General features: G+C 38.3%; 20 protein-coding genes and 1 tRNA gene. 18 read left to right on the top strand and 3 right to left on the bottom strand.

Annotated features, from left to right (window positions below):
• The first annotated feature begins 28 nt into the window (after positions 1 to 28).
• The 3 genes from VEI_RS06985 to VEI_RS06975 all read left to right on the top strand — a co-directional run bounded on the left by VEI_RS06985 (position 29) and on the right by VEI_RS06975 (position 1,696).
• Complete coding sequence (locus VEI_RS06985) at positions 29 to 871, top strand: DUF3800 domain-containing protein (protein WP_059363700.1); 843 nt, start codon at positions 29 to 31, stop codon at positions 869 to 871.
• Between the two features lie 173 nt (positions 872 to 1,044).
• Entirely contained in the window at positions 1,045 to 1,503 is a 459-nt protein-coding gene (locus tag VEI_RS06980) for a low molecular weight protein-tyrosine-phosphatase (RefSeq protein WP_059363695.1), read from the top strand.
• 118 nt (positions 1,504 to 1,621) lie between these two features.
• A tRNA-Arg gene (locus VEI_RS06975) sits at positions 1,622 to 1,696 on the top strand.
• 47 nt (positions 1,697 to 1,743) lie between these two features.
• Here the strand turns inward: VEI_RS06975 and VEI_RS06970 are convergent.
• On the bottom strand, positions 1,744 to 2,160 hold the full coding sequence (locus VEI_RS06970) for a hypothetical protein (RefSeq protein WP_059363688.1): 417 nt from the start codon (positions 2,158 to 2,160) through the stop codon (positions 1,744 to 1,746).
• Between the two features lie 113 nt (positions 2,161 to 2,273).
• Here VEI_RS06970 and VEI_RS06965 point away from each other — a divergent pair, with 113 nt between their 5' ends.
• The 4 genes from VEI_RS06965 to VEI_RS06950 all read left to right on the top strand — a co-directional run bounded on the left by VEI_RS06965 (position 2,274) and on the right by VEI_RS06950 (position 5,441).
• Positions 2,274 to 3,125, top strand: coding sequence for a hypothetical protein (locus tag VEI_RS06965; RefSeq protein WP_059363685.1), 852 nt, complete (start codon positions 2,274 to 2,276; stop codon positions 3,123 to 3,125).
• Positions 3,126 to 3,242: 117 nt separating this feature from the next.
• Positions 3,243 to 3,962, top strand: a complete 720-nt coding sequence (locus tag VEI_RS06960) for a LemA family protein (RefSeq protein WP_059363679.1) — start codon at positions 3,243 to 3,245, stop codon at positions 3,960 to 3,962.
• A 315-nt stretch (positions 3,963 to 4,277) separates the two neighbouring features.
• Positions 4,278 to 5,096: a class I SAM-dependent methyltransferase gene (locus VEI_RS06955; RefSeq protein WP_059363673.1), complete on the top strand. Its 819-nt coding sequence runs from the start codon at positions 4,278 to 4,280 to the stop codon at positions 5,094 to 5,096.
• A 9-nt stretch (positions 5,097 to 5,105) separates the two neighbouring features.
• Entirely contained in the window at positions 5,106 to 5,441 is a 336-nt protein-coding gene (locus VEI_RS06950; RefSeq protein WP_059363671.1) for a nitrous oxide-stimulated promoter family protein, read from the top strand.
• A gap of 46 nt (positions 5,442 to 5,487) precedes the next feature.
• Here the strand turns inward: VEI_RS06950 and VEI_RS06945 are convergent, their stop codons facing one another.
• The gene (locus VEI_RS06945; RefSeq protein ID WP_059363669.1) at positions 5,488 to 5,766 is read right to left on the bottom strand and encodes a thioredoxin domain-containing protein; all 279 of its coding nucleotides are present in this window, start codon (positions 5,764 to 5,766) and stop codon (positions 5,488 to 5,490) included.
• A 183-nt stretch (positions 5,767 to 5,949) separates the two neighbouring features.
• Here VEI_RS06945 and ilvB point away from each other — a divergent pair, with 183 nt between their 5' ends.
• The 11 genes from ilvB (at position 5,950) to VEI_RS06890 (ending at position 17,188) form a co-directional block, all read left to right on the top strand.
• Positions 5,950 to 7,677: a biosynthetic-type acetolactate synthase large subunit gene (ilvB, locus tag VEI_RS06940; protein ID WP_059363667.1), complete on the top strand. Its 1,728-nt coding sequence runs from the start codon at positions 5,950 to 5,952 to the stop codon at positions 7,675 to 7,677.
• Between the two features lie 8 nt (positions 7,678 to 7,685).
• Complete coding sequence (gene ilvN / locus VEI_RS06935; RefSeq protein ID WP_059363665.1) at positions 7,686 to 8,198, top strand: acetolactate synthase small subunit; 513 nt, start codon at positions 7,686 to 7,688, stop codon at positions 8,196 to 8,198.
• Between the two features lie 280 nt (positions 8,199 to 8,478).
• Positions 8,479 to 9,066 (top strand): beta-class carbonic anhydrase, encoded by a 588-nt coding sequence (locus VEI_RS06930; protein ID WP_059363663.1) that lies wholly within the window; start codon positions 8,479 to 8,481, stop codon positions 9,064 to 9,066.
• A 31-nt stretch (positions 9,067 to 9,097) separates the two neighbouring features.
• Entirely contained in the window at positions 9,098 to 9,562 is a 465-nt protein-coding gene (locus tag VEI_RS06925) for a hypothetical protein (protein ID WP_059363662.1), read from the top strand.
• 498 nt (positions 9,563 to 10,060) lie between these two features.
• Entirely contained in the window at positions 10,061 to 11,248 is a 1,188-nt protein-coding gene (locus VEI_RS06920) for a M20 metallopeptidase family protein (RefSeq protein ID WP_059363660.1), read from the top strand.
• Between the two features lie 102 nt (positions 11,249 to 11,350).
• Entirely contained in the window at positions 11,351 to 12,361 is a 1,011-nt protein-coding gene (gene argF / locus VEI_RS06915; protein WP_059363658.1) for an ornithine carbamoyltransferase, read from the top strand.
• Between the two features lie 107 nt (positions 12,362 to 12,468).
• Positions 12,469 to 13,419, top strand: a complete 951-nt coding sequence (gene argC, locus VEI_RS06910; RefSeq protein WP_059363656.1) for an N-acetyl-gamma-glutamyl-phosphate reductase — start codon at positions 12,469 to 12,471, stop codon at positions 13,417 to 13,419.
• Positions 13,416 to 14,273: an acetylglutamate kinase gene (argB, locus tag VEI_RS06905; RefSeq protein ID WP_059363654.1), complete on the top strand. Its 858-nt coding sequence runs from the start codon at positions 13,416 to 13,418 to the stop codon at positions 14,271 to 14,273. Before argC ends, argB begins: the two co-directional genes overlap by 4 nt.
• A gap of 88 nt (positions 14,274 to 14,361) precedes the next feature.
• On the top strand, positions 14,362 to 15,549 hold the full coding sequence (locus tag VEI_RS06900) for an aspartate aminotransferase family protein (RefSeq protein WP_059363648.1): 1,188 nt from the start codon (positions 14,362 to 14,364) through the stop codon (positions 15,547 to 15,549).
• 152 nt (positions 15,550 to 15,701) lie between these two features.
• The gene (locus tag VEI_RS06895; protein ID WP_059363646.1) at positions 15,702 to 15,884 is read left to right on the top strand and encodes a hypothetical protein; all 183 of its coding nucleotides are present in this window, start codon (positions 15,702 to 15,704) and stop codon (positions 15,882 to 15,884) included.
• A 125-nt stretch (positions 15,885 to 16,009) separates the two neighbouring features.
• On the top strand, positions 16,010 to 17,188 hold the full coding sequence (locus tag VEI_RS06890; RefSeq protein ID WP_059363641.1) for a M20 metallopeptidase family protein: 1,179 nt from the start codon (positions 16,010 to 16,012) through the stop codon (positions 17,186 to 17,188).
• A gap of 98 nt (positions 17,189 to 17,286) precedes the next feature.
• On the opposite strand, the gene VEI_RS06885 is transcribed toward VEI_RS06890, so the two are convergent.
• Positions 17,287 to 17,859 (bottom strand): DUF4125 family protein, encoded by a 573-nt coding sequence (locus VEI_RS06885; protein ID WP_059363636.1) that lies wholly within the window; start codon positions 17,857 to 17,859, stop codon positions 17,287 to 17,289.
• Between the last annotated feature and the right edge of the window lie 9 nt (positions 17,860 to 17,868).

Below are 17,868 nucleotides of genomic sequence, written 5' to 3'. Positions count from 1 at the left end.
CATTAGTATCTTTAGAAGTGAGGAGTAAATGAATTCTAATTGGCGAAATCGACCAACAACTATTAATCATATGTCTCAGTCTGTTAATTACTTAATAGGTATTGATGAGAGTGGTAATGCAAATTTGAAACAAGTTCAAAACGCGAAACAACAAGGAATAGAACCTGCCGATAGCGAAAAACATTTTACGATTATAGCTTGTGCTATAAATAATAATAACTTGAAGCACTCTCAAGATATAATTATGGAGATAAAAAATAAGTACTGGGAAGATGGACTTTTTGAGTATAGAGGAGAAGTCAAGCGAGTTTGTTTTCATTCTAGAGAAATTCGAGGTAAAAAAGGTGCATTTAATCCTCAGTTAATTAATTATAATAATTTTATAAATGACCTAAGCTTAATGATGAGAGAACTTCCGATTAAACTTTATGCTTCTCATATTAATAAATGGGAACATGTCAACCGATATTTTAATCCATATTTACCTTATGATCTTTGTATGACCTTTGTGTTAGAAAGAATTGTTACTGATATTAAAGATGACGAGACTTGTGTTATAGTCCTTGAATCTAGAGGTGCAAATGAAGATAAAGAATTATTAGACTTCATAAAGAAGATTATAGATTCTGGAACTGAATATGTTTCTGCTAAGGACTTTAAAAAGATTAAAGGTGTATATTTTAACCCTAAGTGGTGTAAATGTCTTGATGATAAGAAATCTTATTGGATACTTGAATTGGCCGATTTATGTGTATATCCATTTTATAAATATTATGCTCATGGAAATAAGGACCAAGCATTTGAGCTATTATTGCCTAAATTAAGTGGATATCCTAGATATATAGGTGTAGGCTTAAAAAGCTTTCCATAAAAAAAAGTCGCCTTCTGGCGACTAATTCCGTTTGCTAGATGCAAACCACAGAAAGTTTTTCTTTCATTTTAAGTATATCAAGAGCATAATGAGCCGTCAATATGATAGTTTATTATAACGACTATTTTACATTAATTACTTTTATTATTTAGTTGAGAATTTAAGGAAATATAATGATCAGACTTTTATTTATCTGCCACGGCAATATCTGCCGCTCTACAATGGCAGAGTTTTATATGAAGTATATTGTTAATGAGGCTGGATTAAGTGATTCTATTTACGTTGAATCTGCTGCCACATCTCGTGAGGAGATAGGAAATGATACCCATTATGGGACTAAACAAAAATTAGATGAAATGGGTATTCCTTATACTCGTCGTAAGGCTCGTCAAGTGACTGTTGATGACTATCACAATTTCGATTACCTCATTATCATGGATGAAAACAATGGACGTAATTTAAAACGAATTATTGGCGATGATGTAGATTCTAAGGTATTCAAGGCCATGTCTTTTGTTGGTGAAAGCCGTGATGTAAAGGATCCTTGGTATACGGGAAACTTTGATGAAACCTATGATGATATAAGTCGGAGTTGCGATGCACTCCTACAGGTCATTCAAAAGAATATATAGTATAATACGCCTCTAGTATTAGTTTATGATTAGCTAATACTAGAGGCGCATTCTATATGCTTATATACTTTATACTATCGAAGCATGCTGTAATATGGTATAATTCTTTAGTACACATGCGCCTATAGCTCAGGGGATAGAGCGCCGGTCTCCGGAACCGGGTGCGCAGGTTCGAATCCTGCTAGGCGCACCAATAGCAAACGGCTTCTCGAAATTTCGAGAAGCCGTTTTTATATGTTACTATCTATATTTATTACATTGAATTCCTCTAGATCTAAATTCTTTTATGAGTATGTCTATTGATTTATCAATAATTTCTTCGTTAGATATATATACCATTTTTTTGTAATAGACAGTACCATCGAATTCTATCCAACGACTTGTTTTACCATTTATTTTGCAAATCTTCATTCTCCCCGCCCAGCTACCCATGCTGCGGAATTTTTTCCCTTTAGAGAAACGCACCTCTCGAATATCTTTTAATTTATAGGTTCTTCTTACTAATCCAATGCCTATAGAGACTTGATCATCTGTAAAATAAAGAAGTTTATAACGTTCTTCAGGAGGCATAGCTCTAATAATAGATAGATTATAAGTCGCAAATGTGACAGCAATAGTGACTAATGCAAACATTAGGATTATCATATATTTTTCCATACTTTTAAGTCCTCCTTCTCTATATTATAATAAATATAAGTAATGTATGAAATAATTATTATAGTAAGTCAACTTTGATGTATTATTTACATTTATTAATAGGAGAGAAATGAATGGATACACATGCACGAACCGCAAAATGGAGCAAAGGCGTACCTGAGATGGATGTATTGTCCTTGGCGGAGCAGGAAATGGTTTGTAATAAGGTGGCTAAACAATTATTCGTTATCTGTGTTACTGTAGTTACTTTAATACTGATTGCTATTATAGCTGGTATGTTTGAAAGTCCATGGCTTTTAGATTATATGACGGATACGGCGAATACAACAAATCAAAATCTAAGTACTGCTCATTCGCAAGCAGGGCGAGCAGGTGGTACCATGGCTAGTTTGCCCCGCATGATACCAGTATTAGCGGCTATGTTGATCCCTACAATGGTGGTGTTCTATATTATTAAAAAGCCTTTGCTTAAAAGGGAAACCAGAAAATTAGTAGAAAAGAAATTAGCGGATACTTCTAGTACTGATGATGTACTGACATCGGTGTATTGGGCTTTTTCTAATCAAGAGTATGTGAGTAATGATGCTTTCACCTTGGATATCATTAATTATATCGAGGATAATAAAGCTAATTGGAATCCGAATGGCATCGCTATTAATAGTCGTAAGGTATGCATCGTTTATGAAGCTTTTATTACAGGGATTGAGCAGCTTAGAAGCAATGAAACTGTTATAGATATGAGTTATTTAGACGAAGAATGTCGTATTGATGGAGTATTTCAAACAGACATTAAAGTGTATCTAACTGCAGATAATGGAAAATACTTTACCAATGTAGAGTTATTAAGGAAGATTCACAATCAACTTGCTTATAAAGATTTAGGTAATAATGAATCTTTTGAGGGCTTAGAATATGTTGATACTGATGGCGGAACTTCAGTATATCGGCTTATGACAGGTTCATAAAATGTATTCTATAGTTTGCACTTCATGAATGAAACTTCATATCAGTTATATATTTGATGTGGTATAATATTGTAAAATTTATTCATTATAGTTTTATAAGAATGGAGAGAGTATTAAATGAGTTCATTAATATTTATACTAATATTGGCCCTCGCAGTGTTCTTTATTAAGCAATATAATTCTTTACAAAGCTTAACTGTGGAAATTAAAGAAGCGCGCGCCAATATTATCGTAGCTTACGAGAAAAAGGTAGCCATTGTAAATCAATTTGCCGGTTTAGTTGATAAATACGGTGATTATGAAAAAAATATCCAACTGAAAGTATCTGATAATTTCGTGGAAATGGCTCGTGAAACAGCAAAAGCAGTTCAGAATATTACGGCTTTAGCTAATCAATTCCCAGAGTTAAAAGCAGATACTCAATATGGTAAATTTTTAGAAGCGATTAGTGAAAATGAAACTTTCATTTCTAATAAACGGGAAATCTATAACTTCCAAGTTAAAGAGTACAATAGTGCTATCGCTCAAATTCCAATGGTGTTTGTAGCAGCTATGTTAGGCTTTAAACAAGCTCCTTTCTTTGATCCTAAGAATGAAGCAGCCCTTGCTGAATTCAGCGGTGCAGATCCAGAAGCTATTAAAAATTTAGCGAAAGAAGGTACTGATAAACTTAGAGATACATTTGATAAGAAAACTAACGCTCCTAAACCACAAGAACCAGCTGAACAACCAGAAAAACCAGCTAGCGTGGAAGAATTAGAAGAACAAGTATTAAAACAAAATGATCTTGGAAAACCTGTGGAACCAGAAGAATCTAAGGAAGAAGATAAAAAATAATTTATCTAAATAAAATCATACATAAAAGGACTATAACTTGATGCGTTGATATTGCGTATTGTTATAGTCCTTTTGTTTTTGCAGAAAAAGGGCGTGAGCCTTATATTGTTTTCTAATCATTGAAGGAGCATAATGTGATTAGATTAGAAAATGTGACTATAGTAACACAAAATTTATTGAGAATAATATACAATAAAAATATATAGTATCCATATCATAATCTAAACCGGCCCATTTTGGAACAATAAGGCTATATGGATATTGTGTTAACTATATTTATTTTAGTATACAAATTATCATAGTAGAGGATATATAATGAACAATACAATACGAGAAGTATCTGTAGATCTCGAGGATTGGCGTGATGAACAAGATGCGTGGAACAATCGGTCTACATTTTTTGTGGAATTACATAACCGCGAGGATCGTAAGGCCCAAGTAACTAATTTTATTTCATTTGTAAAGGAAGAAAATCTATTACCACTCGCAGGAGCTAGTGTCCTTGATGTGGGCTGTGGCGTATGTGATTATGCGCTTGGTTTAGCACGAGAGGGCTATAAGGCGACAGGCATTGATTTGTCTGATGGCATGATTCGAGGGGCTAAACAATTAGCTGATAGAGAAGGGCTAGATGTGAGCCTATATATTGCTCCTTGGTCTGATGAAACAAGAATCAAACTAAAATGGGATAAAACCTTTGATTTTGCATATAGCTTTTTCTGCCCTGTCATGTATGACGTAGACAATATTCGTGCTATGCATGACACGAGTCGAAATACTTGTTTGTGGGTAGCTTTCAGCGAGCGACATGATGAAATCGTTGATATGCTGTCAGATCATTTCTTTGGTCGAGATGCATTCCCTTGGCATGATAAAATGGAGGAATCCTTAGCCGTTATTCACGAGATGGGGCATAATGTGAAAGTCACTTATAAAACAGTGCCTGAAACTGAGGTGATGAGCCTCGATAAGGCTGTTGAGTACTTTACAATGCGTCTCCATAATAATGGATGGGGTACTATGGATGCGATGAAAGAAGAAATTAGAAACCTAATTGAGCCATTAGCTGTGAATGGTGAAATTACAAATTATACGGTAGATAAAGTAGCTTGGGTTACGTGGTCTGTACAATAGGAGACATATATGACAGTTGATGAAAAGCGTAAGTTAGAATTAAAAACTATGTACCAAATTGTTGGCATCTATTGTCATGACAAGCATCATACGCCCAAAGGAAAACTCTGTAAAGATTGTGAACAGGTATGGCAGTATGCGCAACATCGCATCGATGTATGCCCACATATGGCGCATAAAACATTTTGTAGTGTGTGCAAAACGCATTGCTACGCACCTATATACCGTGAAAAAATTCGAGAAATCATGCGCTATGGTGGACCACGAATGATGTTTGTATCACCAATTCAAGTTATTAAGCATATGTATCTTGAGTGGAAGGATAGAAAACAACATACTAAGTAAACAAAAACTCCGTCTAACTCATATGAGTGGACGGAGTTTACATTCTTTATGCAATTGCTTTGTCAAATACAGCTTTGATGTATGCTTTTGTTTGGTCGTAGCTTTCACCAGGTTGAGCCTCATATTGTTTATCAAGGTCGAACCAAAGATTTGGATAATATTCATATGGATGTGTTTTGAATAATTCAGCCGCATCTTGATCTTCAACCCAGTTGATTTTGATATCCGCATAAGCAGGGTTTTCAGCTTGTAATTCTTCAATAGCACGGAATGCATTGTGGCAGTATGGGCAGCCATTTAAATGGAAACCTAAAATTTCTTTCATAGTATTCAGTCCTTTCAGAAATATGTATAAACTTAGTAATTTATGGTATTATTTCATACTCACATTATGTAAGATATGATATATTTAAAAGTATATCACAAATAATAATAATATTCAATTTTTTAGATATAAGACCTATTATATTATCGTTAGGTTGTTATAGACGTATATAGGAGGTTGACTATGATTTCAGGTGCCGCATATGTGGTGAAAGCATTGCAAGAGGAGAAGGTTGAGTTTTTATTCAACTATCCAGGGGCAGCTACCATCGATATTATGGATGAGTTATATAAACAAGATCAGGTGAAGGTTATTTTGCCTCGTCACGAACAAGCCTTGGCACATGCTGCCGATGGATATGCACGTAGTACAGGTAAGGTCGGTGTTTGCATGGTTACGTCTGGACCAGGTGCGACGAATCTTGTTACAGGTATTGCTACGGCTTATTCAGATAGTGTGCCTATGGTGTGTATTACAGGACAAGTGGATTTATCTTTGATGGGCAATGATGCATTTCAAGAGGTGGACACTGTTGGTATCGTTCGCAACGTTTGTAAATATGCCATTACCGTTCGTGATCGCAAGGATTTAGGACGAATTCTTAAAGAAGCCTTTTACATTGCTCGCACAGGCCGTCCAGGTCCTGTTGTAGTAGATATTCCAAAGAATATTCAAAAAGCGATGGGCACAGAGGTATATCCAACAGAGGTAAATATTCGCGGATATAAGCCAAACACAACCGTACATATTGGGCAAGTCAAAAAGGCGTGCTCTATTATTTCTAAAGCAAAACGACCTTTGTTTTTACTTGGTGGGGGCATTAGCATTAGTGGTGCCAATGATCTTATGACTCAACTGGTGGATAAAACGGGGATTCCCGTGGTAACCACCTTGATGGGTAAAGGCGCCATTAGCTCGCGTCATCCATTGTACTTAGGGAATGTAGGCATTCATGGTGGCTATGCACCAAATGTAGCGCTTACCGATTGCGATGTTATGATTTCTATCGGCACTCGTTTTAATGACCGCATTACCGGTAAACTGAGCACCTTTGCACAAAACTGTAAAATTGTACATATCGATGTAGATGCAGCATCTATTTCTAAAAATATTAAGGTAGATATTCCAATCGTAGCAGATGCAAAGTTGGCAATTGAGGCTTTATTAGAATACATTGAGCCTCATGATTTAGGGGAATGGCCTACTCAATTGCAACAATTGAAAGTTGATCATCCTATTATGCAAGCTGATGAAGATGGTTTAACACCAGAAGCCATCATTCAATATATCAATGACCACTATGAGCGACCTATCGTGGCAACCGATGTGGGGCAAAACCAATTGTGGACCACACAATTCTTAGAAATTGAAGGTAACCATCAATTGTTGACCTCTGGAGGATTGGGTACGATGGGCTATGGATTCCCAGCCGCTATTGGTGCTAAATTTGGCAATCCTCATACGCCTGTTTTTGCTATCTGTGGCGATGGTGGGGTGCAAATGAATATTCAAGAATTTGCAACAGCTATGCACTATCACTTGCCGGTGACCTTGGTTGTCATTAATAATGGCTATCTTGGCAATGTTCGTCAGTGGCAACAACTCTTCTATGACAAACGCTATGCATGTACGAATCTGTTGATGGATGAAAGCGCCATCGTCACACGTGATTTGATTGACAAGGGCGAATTTGAATATGTACCAGATTTTGTAAAATTAGCAGAAGCTTATGGTGCACAAGGTGTTCGTGTCACAAAGGCCGAAGAATTAAGAGCTGCCTTTGCAAAAGCAGATGCTTTCAAAAAAGGCCCTACACTCATTGAATGTATCATACCAACTGAGGTAAATGTTTTGCCGATGGTACCGGCAGGCAAATCATTGAGCGATATGTTATTAAAGGATAAAAAATAGGAGGGGCTATGGAATTACATTTAGAAAAACGTTGTATTTCAGCATATGTAGAAAACCAAATCGGCGTATTGGCAAAGATTTCCGGCCTCTTCGCTGGTAAAAACTATAACCTTGACACCTTAACTGTAGGGGAAACAGAAGATCCTACCATGTCTCGTATGACCATTGAACTTACCTGCGATGATTTAACATACGAGCAAATCATCAAGCAACTTAACCGCAGTGTTGAGGTCATTAAGGTTATTGACTTTACAGATATGCCCATTACAAAAAAAGAATTACTATTCATCAAGATTAATAGCTGCAAAGAAGCAGATAAACAAGAAATCTTTCGCATTGCGGAAACCTTTAATCTTGAAGTGATTGATTACAATCGTAAATCCGTACTCGTGCAATGCGTAAAAACAGTATCTAAGAACAATGACATGATTGCTTTATTTAAAGATATGTTCGTTAATCGCATCGAAGTTGTTCGTGGTGGCAGTGTCGCAATCGAGGCATTGTCGACTCCGGATCGCTAGTGACATATAGACCTAGAGTATTCAGGTTGAGTAGCCCATACTTGCTCGCTCCACCGGCCGGGTCTGACTTCGCCCTTCGGGCTTCGCAGGGCCAAAGTCGCTCGCGAGCACGGACTACTCAACACTCTCTTCCTTTCGGTTTATTACTGTCACTAAGCGAGCCGAAGTCTATGGACAGGAGAGATAGGGGATACGGATATATGGTATAATAAAATATTGAATGTATTAAATATGAAACCTTGCTTTAATTTAGACAAGGTCTTTTTGAGTAGGAGGATATATGAGTTTATTAGAAGATATTTTGGCACACAACCGTGAGTATGTAGAGGATCAGAATACGGGTTATGTAGAGACGGATACTAAATGCAGTAAGATGCCAAGTCGTGAGATGGCTATCGTTACATGTATGGATACGCGTCTTGTGAATTTCTTAGAGGATTCTATGGATATTGGGCGCGGTGAGGCAAAAATCGTTAAGACCGCAGGTAACTGTATTACCGGTCCTTTTGATGGTATTGTACGTAGCTTGCTCGTATGTATTTATGAACTAGGGGTTAACGAAATCTTTATTATTGGTCACCACGAATGTGGCATGGCGAAAACAACGGCTAAAAATTTAACAGAAAAAATGTTAGCTCGTGGTATTGCACCAGAAGCGATTCACATGGTGAGAAAAGAAATGGAACGCTGGGCAGATGGTTTTACACATCCTGCTGAAAATGTAGAGGAAACCGTGGACGAATTGCGCATGAATCCTTTAATCCCTAAAGATGTGCCTATTCATGGTCTTATTTTCCACCCTAGAACAGGTGAAATCGAAGTCATCGTTAACGGCTATACACAAATGAAACAATATTACGAAAAATAGTAGGTAAATTCTTTAATAGAGGTATTGTGAATTGAGCCATATAGATAAATTAGATACGTTTGAAGTAGCATGTAAGCATTTTCTCGGAGACTTTTCAAATTTTAAAAATCTCATTACTACCCAAGTTCAATCGTTAGGTGGGTTAGACTGGTCTTTTGATAAAGGTTCTACTAAGGTTTGTAGTGCTGATGAAAAGGGTTTGAAGAAACGCTGCAAAGTTGGGGTAGCATATAGACTACAGGTTGAGCTATCTCAAGTTGATGTAGAAACTATTTGGACGGAATTTAGTCGATTTTGGGGTGCTACTACTTTAAATCAGCTTGAAAGAGTATATAGCAATGAGGAATTAGGGCGCTATCAATTTATAGCAAATAATTCTATAGGTGATGAGCTCACCTGTGATATCTATTTACCTAATGAATGGAACATACCGCAATTAAATATGTTGGGATGTATTTCTGCTAGATATAGAAAAGTAGATGTTCAAGAAGTATAGAAAAATCTTATTTGACTTAAAGTTAAGTTTAAGTTTTATAATGTGTTCATATTAGTGCTTAATACATATTTACATAAAGGAACTATATGAATAAAAGTAAACTATTAAAAACGACTGTAGCTATTGTAGCTTTGGCTGCATTAGTTACAGGTGGCTATGTATATAAAGCCGCTATATACGACAAATTGTAGCACAAGATAACAGTACGAGTCGTACCATTATGTGGCAATCGGATAGTACACAATTAGATGAGTCTGTGTTAGAAAAATAAAGAAAAGACACCTTTTGATTAATCTGCCAAGAATTTCTTGGATAGAGATAATTTAGAGGTGTCTTTTTTGTATGATAAAAAATAATGCTTAATATGATAAATAAAAATACAAATAATATGTATAAATACTTGAATATAATGGTAGATAGTATTATAATACGTACATAGATTATAAATATACACAAAATATGCATATAAAATGCATAAAGCATAAAGGAGATATGGCCATGCACACATTAGAAAGCTTAATAAAACAATATGCTTCACAATATTTAGAACAAGTTGTGGCATGGCGTCGACATATTCATAGTCATCCAGAATTATCAGGAGAGGAACAAGAAACATCTTTATACATTCAAAAGATTCTTGGAGAATTGGGAATTCCCTATGTGAATGATGTTTCAGATTATGCAGTTATCGGTGAAATACAGGGCGCTCATACAGGCCCTGTTATTGCGTTACGGGCCGATATTGATGCATTGCCAATCCATGAAGCTACGGGATTACCATTCGCCTCTCAAAATGAAGGTGTTATGCACGCCTGTGGTCATGATAGTCATATAGCGATTTTACTTGGTGCTGCTGCTATTTTGCAATCAATAAAGGACCAATTGCACGGCACAGTAAAGCTCGTATTTCAACCCTCTGAAGAGGAGGCTTTATTTCCCGGAGCTCAAGGCATTGTAGATAGTGGTATCCTCAATGATGTTGATGAAATCTATGGACTCCATGTATGGCCACAACTACCTGTAGGAACGGTAGGACTCAAAAAAGGTCATCTCATGGCGGCATCAGATCATTTCCTTGTTCATATTCAAGGCAAATCTACCCATGGCGCAGAACCTCACAATGGTATCGATGCCATCGTGGCTGCGGCGAACTGGATTGTTAATGTAGAATCCATGGTGGCTCGTGAGACAGATCCAATGGAAAATCTCGTGTGCACCATCGGCGTTATCAACGGTGGCGACCGATACAATGTGGGCTGTGGCGACGTGTACCTAGAGGGGACTTGCCGTACCTATGAACCAAAGAAACGGGACTATATTGAACGTCGTTTAGGTGAAAGCTTACAAGCCTTAGACCTAATGTTCAAAACAGAGAGTTCCTTAGACTATAAACGTGGTCATGGGGCAACTACAAATAATCCAGAGGCTATTGATTATGCCACATCTATTGTAGAAAAATATCTCGGTAAAGACGCAGTAGTACATCCAGAACATCCGTCTATGGCGGCAGAAGATTTTTCTGCATACCTACAACATATAAAAGGTGCATTCCTTTGGTTGGGCACTGGCTTTGAGGGGAACCCTGCACTTCATAATGCATGCTTTACCATCGATGAAAGTATCTTAGAATCAGGTATTACCATGATGGCGGCACTAGCTGCAGAATATTTACAACCGAAACAATAACTTTCACAGAGAATAATACAATTTGAAATGGCAATACATATAGAAATTATTACTAAAATTAGAAATACCTACGTATACACCGTATAGATTGAAGGAGTTATCATGAAAAGTTTACATAATAAATCATTTAAAACCATACTAGATTATACACCAGAAGAAATTAAATACTACTTAGGGTTAGCCGCCAAATTAAAAGCGGATAAGAAAGCTGGTAAAGAAATTAAGACGATGGAAGGCAAAAATTTTGTGCTCATCTTTGAAAAGGATTCTACGAGAACGCGTTGTGCCTTTGAAGTCGGTGCGGCCGACCAAGGGGCTCATACAACATACCTTGGTCCTACGGGTTCTCAAATGAATAAAAAAGAATCCTTAAAGGACACAGCTCGTGTTCTTGGTTCCATGTATGATGCCATCGAATTCCGTGGCTTTGACCAAGAAGATGTGGACATATTGGAACAATATTCCGGCGTGCCTGTATGGAACGGCCTAACAGATATGGATCATCCTACACAAACATTGGCAAATTTCCTTACATTACAAGAACATATCGACAAACCATTAAACGAAATTTCCTATGCCTATGTAGGCCATGGTCAATCCAATATGTGTAATGCCTTAATGAGTGGTGCCGTAAAAATGGGCATGGATTTTCGTCTCATCGGTCCTAAACAATACTGGCCAACAGGTCCATTCTACGAAGAATGTTTAAAGGTAGCGAAGGAAACAGGCGCTACCATTACATGCACAGATAATGTAGCAGAAGGTGTGAAAGGCCTTGATGTTATCTACACCGGCGTATGGGTAACGATGGGTGATACCTACGATATGTGGGAGGAACGGATTAATACATTTAAACCATTCCAAGTGAATGCGGACATGATGGCTTTAACAGGCAATCCGAATACTAAATTCTGCCACTGCTTACCAGCATTCCACAATACAGAAACACAAGTTGGTAAAGATATTTTTGAACGGTTCGGTATGAATGGTATCGAAGTAACAGAGGACGTATTTGAAGGTTCTAACTCCTTGGCATTTGAGGAAGCAGAAAATCGTTTGCACACTATAAAAGCAGTTATGGTTGCTACCTTTGGCGACTATCCAATGGAGTAATAGGCTGTAATCTATAGTGAACCATAGTTGCTAACAGATGAGACTAAAATGATAAATCATGATGCACGATGAATGGTTGCATCAGTTAGAAGTAAAGAAGGTATAATATGAATCCCTATAAAGTATTTATCGTAGGCCATGAGGGCACTACGGGACTTAGAATTCACGAACGGCTGTCGAATCGGAAGGATATTACATTATTATCCATTTCCGATGAGGACCGTAAGAATATAGATGTTATCGCTAGCATCGCAAAGGATGCGGATATCGTGTTCTTGTGCTTGCCTGATGCGGCATCCAAAGAGGTGGTTGCTGCCATCGGTAATTATCCTTGCAAAATCATCGATACATCCACAGCGTTCAGAACGGCTGCTGATTGGGCTTATGGATTTCCTGAGCTTGGTGAAAGCTACAAAAACGATATTAAAACAAAACAACATATTGCGAACCCTGGCTGTCATGCGAGCGGTATGATTGCTTGTATTGCCCCTCTTGTGAAAGCTGGCATTGCTCCAGCAGATTATCCTTTCACCATTACATCCCTTACCGGTTATAGCGGAGGTGGTAAAAAGATGATCGGTCAATACGAATCGGAGCCAAAGGATTATTTTCTTTATGCACCGCGTCAATATGGCCTTGGTCAACAGCATAAACATTTACCAGAAGTAACCCATGTATGTGGCCTTACAGAAGCGCCAATATTCATGCCTATCGTAGATGATTACTATAGCGGCATGGAGGTGAGCGTTGGATTACATACACGTTTATTATCTAAACCAGTTACCATCGAAGATGTACATGCGGCCTTAGTAGAGTTTTACAAGGATAGCACTGTTGTTACGGTAGCACCTCTTAATGTAAAAGAAGATAATGCAGCATTTTTAAATGCTAACAAACTTAGCAATATGGATGGGATGATCGTCTCTGTAACAGGGAATGATGAACGCATGGTGGTTCACGCCATTTTTGATAATTTAGGTAAAGGCGCTTCTGGTGCAGCTGTACAATGTATGAATATTGCACTTGGATTGCCAGAAGAAACGGGGCTTTCACTATGAATACTGTAACAAATGCGATGCGGGCGCATATTTTAACGGCGGCCGTACCGTATATCAAACAATATACAGATAAATACGTAGTCGTAAAATATGGCGGTAATGCTATGACGGATCCGAAACTCAAAAAATCCGTTATGAACGATTTGCTTCTATTACAATTAGTAGGGGTGAAAGTAGTCCTTGTCCACGGTGGCGGCCCAGATATTAATAGCACCTTGGCGGCCATGAACATTGAATCGAAATTCAACAATGGATTGCGCGTTACTGATAAAGAAACGATGAATGTAGTACAAATGGTGCTAGCTGGTAAGGTCAATAAAGGCCTTGTGGCAGACCTTATCGGCTTTGGTGGCCGTGCCGTTGGCCTATGTGGCGTTGACGGTGAAATGATTCAAGTTCACAAGAAAAATGAGGAACTTGGCTATGTTGGTGAAGTGGATACAATCGATCCAAAGGTGATTGATGATGTCATCAGCAAAGGCTATATTCCGGTTATTTCATCCATCGGTTGTGATGCGGAGGGCAATGTATATAATGTCAATGCCGATACGGCAGCCGCTAAAATTGCGGGTGCTCTCCAAGCTGAAACGATGGTAGCTATGACTAATATAGATGGCGTATTGCGAGATATACATGATCCAAATTCGCTGATTCCTAAAATCACCATGGCTGAAGCAGAGCAATTAAAAGCTGAGGGCATCATCGCCGGTGGTATGATACCAAAGGTAGATTGTTGCTTAGAGGCAATCAACGCAGGGGCTCAAAAGGTATTTATCATAAATGGTGAAATACCTCATGCAATCCTTATCGAATTATTAACCGATGAAGGCCTTGGTACAATGTTTGTAAAGTAATATAGTGAATATAACGATGTAAGCATCAATTGCTATCGGTATATTGTAGATACATATACGGCAATAGGCCGTACGTTTGGAGGATATGATGAGTAAGACACAAGATTTTGAAAAACAAGATAAAGAATATATAGCCAATACGTATGGCCGTTTTAATGTTTGCTTTGAAAAAGGTAAAGGCTCCTTGTTGTGGGATGTAGAGGGTAAGGAATATATTGACCTTGGTTCTGGTATTGGCGTTACTGCCTTTGGTGTAGATGACGATGAATGGTCCAAAGCGGTTATCGAACAAACCCATGCGTTGAACCATATTTCTAATCTCTATTATTCGGTACCACAAATTAAATTGGCAGAATTATTATGTAAAAAAACAGGCATGAAAAAGGTGTTTTTCTGTAACTCTGGTGCAGAATCTAACGAATGCTCTATCAAGGCAGCGCGGAAGTATAGCCATGACAAATATGGCGAGGGCCGTAATGTCATCGTGACCCTTGTTAACAGCTTTCATGGCCGTACGGTAACAACCTTGTCCGCTACGGGGCAGGACGTATTCCATCAACATTTCTTCCCGTTCACAGAAGGCTTTATTCACACGCCTGCTAATGATATTGATGCGGCTTTTAAAGTCCTTGCTAATCCTGCGGTATGCGCTATCATGATGGAACCCATCCAAGGTGAAGGTGGTGTTATGCCTCTAGATAAGGAATTCGTTCAAGCTGTTACCAAATATGCACATGAACACGATCAACTCGTGCTTATTGACGAAGTACAAACAGGTAATGGCCGGACAGGTAGCTTGTATGCATACGAACAATTTGGTATCGAACCAGATATCGTATCTACCGCTAAGGGCTTAGCTGGTGGTTTGCCTATGGGGGCAACCTTGTTCAATGAAAAAACACAATACGTTCTAACTGCTGGTGCTCATGCGACCACATTCGGTGGGAACCCAATCTGTGCCGCTGCAGGATGTACTATCATCGAACGGTTGACACCAGAATTCTTGGCGACTGTGAAAGCTAAAGGAGACTATGTAAAACATGCCTTAGAAGGTAAAATAGGCGTAGTTGGTGTGAGCGGTTTGGGCCTCATGATTGGTATTGAAACGACAGTTGATCCAAAAGAGGTTATCGCTAAATGTTTAGAAAAAGGCGTAGTATGTTTATCTGCTAAAAACAAGGTTCGTTTATTGCCAGCCCTTAATATTCCACAAGAACAACTAGAAACAGCAATTACCATCTTAGCGGATGTGATTGGGGAATTAGCTAGTGAATAAAGCGGTTAGTAGCTATCGATTTTACAATATATAAAATCAATTTAGTCAACCATGAAAATTTGTAAATATATAGAAAAAGTCCGATGAATATATAGACTTTATACTTTATTCGTGATAACCTAGAATAAATAGTCTATATTGGAGGAGTAATTATGAATACAGAATCCTTACGTAATGATGTATTGGTGCCAGCAGTTGCTAAAACATTAGACATTGCAGCAAAGGCTAAACCAACAAAAGATGAACTCTGCACAACTGTAAAAATTACAGCAGCCGTAGCAGTAGTAACAGCTGTTGTATCCTTAGGGGTACAAGCATTCTTGCGCAATCGATAAGAAACATAAAGAAAACGACATGGCGTTGCCTGTCGTTTTCTTTTACATTTACCCTGTTATTCCCTAAAATATGGGGATTTCCATTTGTTTGATTACCCTGTGTTTACAGCTAAGGAGGCGACACAATGCATAGCCGCGATTTAATAGAACAATATAAAACCTATGTACAAGATTGGCGTAGGTATTTTCATAAACATCCAGAACTCAGTAATGAAGAATTTGAAACAACAAAAACACTAGCCAAAGAATTAGAGTCCATGGGCGTAGAGGTTCATGTAGATGAAGAACGTGGAACTGGTCTCATCGGCATTATCCATGGTGCTAAGCCTGGTAAAGCGATTGCCCTTCGTGCAGATATCGATGCGTTGCCTGTACAAGAGCATAATACATTCGATTTTAAATCCGATGTAGATGGCAAGATGCATGCCTGTGGTCATGACGGACATATGGCGATATTACTCGGTGCGGCTAAGATGCTTACTGCTATGAAAGACCGTATCGAAGGTGACGTATACCTTGCCTTCCAACCAGCCGAAGAAACCGGTGCGGGCGCTCCTGATTTCATGAAGTTTGATAATTGGTTTGAAAAAATCGATGCTATCTTTGGAGGTCATGTGTGGATTGATTTACCAGCAGGTCTCATTTCCGTTGAGGCTGGCCCTCGCATGGCGGCTAGTAGTAAAATTACAATCAATGTGAAAGGTAAACAAGGCCACGGTGCACAACCGCATCAAGCGGTTGATGCCATTGTAGTAGCCAGTGCCATCGTGATGAACCTACAAACCGTAGTCTCTCGCAATGTTAGTGCTCTTGATTCTCTCGTGATTACCATTGGTAATATCCACTCTGGGTCCGAGTGGAATGTTATTCCTGGAGAAGCCCAAATGGGTGGTACCATTCGCTTTTTTGATCCTGAACAAGAAGAATACTATGTAGAATCCATACGTCGTGTGGTGGAACATACGGCACAAGCCTATGGCGCTACTGCTGAATTAATTTACGAACGAAAAGTGCCGGCTACGATTAATGATGCAGCAGCTAGTGAATTAGCAGAACGGGTTGTGATTGATACCCTTGGTAAAGAGAAGCTATCCAAGATGCGTCAAGTAATGCCGGGCGAAGACTTTGCGTGGTATTTGCAAGAAAAGCCAGGATGCTTCGCCTTTATAGGTATCCAAAATTCAGAGGTAGGCGCTACCTTTGATCACCATAACAATCGATTCACCATGGACGATAGCGTACTATCTGCAGCATCAGCGGTGTATGCGGAATATGCTGTGCAGTGGTTGAAGGAGAATAAATAGAATTATAGTGAAAAAGAAAATAGGCTCTATCTTAGTTAGTTCTAAGATAGAGCCTATTTTCCTTATATTTATGAGAGGAGATTGGGGTGGTAAATATTTTATTTTACTTGAGCGTGTAAGGTACTTAAATATCCTTTTACAGGATTGATGGCATTTTTAGAGCATTGTAAAAAATGAGCTAAGATATTTTCTAAAGTTGACTCTGAATAAGATTGTAGTTCTCCTGTCATATAGGTTTCTACAGAGGTATGAGTTTGACTATTATTTACTGCTTCAATTGGTCTGTGGGTTGTATCGAAACCAGGCATTTCTTTTTGTATTTCTAATTCCCATTTCATATATATTGTCATTATCGCAGTGACCAATGACTGTTTGACTGTTGAAATAGGTGGTAGTTTATCCTGTATTGTTAAGAACTCATCTGGATGAGTGTAGGCCATCATATATCCATACTTGTATGTGATAAGGTTTTGACCTTTCATACGCGCTACTTCTAAGTCATGTAAGTAGGATTGCAAGACAGGTGTGGAGTACATAGACCAATAAGCGTGACGGGATACGATAAAATTAGCCATTTGATCTTGGCAGAATGACCGCTGTCCTACATTTTGCGTTTTATTAAAAAGAGGCCATTCTTGTTGGATTATAGATATGATTAAATCATCTTTCATAATATATCT

Origin of the sequence: Veillonella tobetsuensis (genome assembly GCF_001078375.1) — a bacterium.
Taxonomy (GTDB): Bacteria; Bacillota; Negativicutes; order Veillonellales; family Veillonellaceae; genus Veillonella; species Veillonella tobetsuensis.
The sequence above is the reverse complement of the archived record's forward strand: the minus strand, read 5'-3'. Positions and strand labels throughout refer to the sequence as shown.